Source organism: Streptomyces sp. CHD11, assembly GCF_018638295.1.
GTDB lineage: Bacteria > Actinomycetota > Actinomycetes > Streptomycetales > Streptomycetaceae > Streptomyces.
Genome location: NZ_JABTTS010000077.1, coordinates 1 through 1191, shown reverse-complemented (window position 1 = coordinate 1191; position 1191 = coordinate 1). Strand labels below are relative to the sequence as shown.

Genomic DNA, 1191 nt, shown 5'->3' with positions numbered 1-1191 from the left:
GGTGTGCAGGCCGGGGAGGTCGAAGCTGGTCTCCGGGTTGTTCTGGAAGGCCAGCAGCACCTGGAACAGGGGACTGTGGGCGGTGCTGCGATGCGGATTGAGCTTCTCCACCAGGAACTCGAACGGCACATCCTGATGCGCGTACGCCTCCAAGGACGTGTCGCGCACCCGTCGCAGCAACTCCTCGAAACCCGGATTCCCCGAAGTGTCCGCCCGCAGAACCAGCGTATTGACGAAGAAACCCACCAGATCGTCGAGCGCATCGTCGGTACGACCCGCGACCGGGCTGCCGATCGGCACATCGGTGCCCGCACCCGACCGCGTCAGCACCGCCGCCAGCGCCGCCTGCAACACCATGAACAACGTCGCACCACTGCGCCGCGCCAGCACCAGCAGACCCGCGTGCAGATCAGCATCGATGCCGAACATGCACACATCACCCGCATAGGACGCCGACTGCGGCCGCGCCCGGTCCGCCGGCAGCGTCACCTCCTCCGGCAACCCCGCCAACCGCTCACACCAATACGCGAGCTGCCGTCCCAGCACACTGCCCGGATCAGCCTCATCACCCAGAAGCTGCCGCTGCCACAACGTGTAGTCCGCATACTGCACCGGCAACGGCGACCACGACGGACCACGCCCCGCCCGACGCTCCCCATACGCCTCCGCGAGGTCCCGCGCCAGCGGACCCAGCGACCAGCCGTCCGCCGCGACATGATGCACGACCAGCATCAGCACCCACTCGCCCGAACCAGCCGCGAACAGCCACGCCCGCACCGGAATCTCACGCGACAGGTCGAACTCATGACGGGCCGCACCCCGCAACACCCGCGGCAACTCCTCCGCCACGACCTCACACACCGGCAGATCCACCTCGACGGCATCCAGCACCCGCTGATACGGCACCCCGTCCGCCTCGGCGAACACCGTCCGCAACACCTCATGACGGCCCACCACATCACCCAGCGCCGCCCGCAACGCCCCCACATCCAGCGAACCCGACAACCGCAACGCCAACGGCGAGTTGTACGTCGCCGACGGACCCTCCAACCGATGCAGGAACCACAACCGCCGCTGCGCGAACGACAACGGCAACAACTCCGGACGCGCCACCCGCTCCAACCCCACCTGCACCCGACCCAACCGCTCCCCCAACACCAGAGCCAACTCCGCCGGCGAAGGCGCCGCGAA

Annotated in this window: 1 protein-coding gene; it reads right to left on the bottom strand. The window is 68.0% G+C overall.

Annotation, left to right across the window (positions count from 1 at the left end; translation table 11 throughout):
• Nucleotides 1–1191 (bottom strand): condensation domain-containing protein (locus tag HTV45_RS33205; RefSeq protein WP_251693401.1); only part of this gene is annotated, 1191 nt, incomplete at both ends.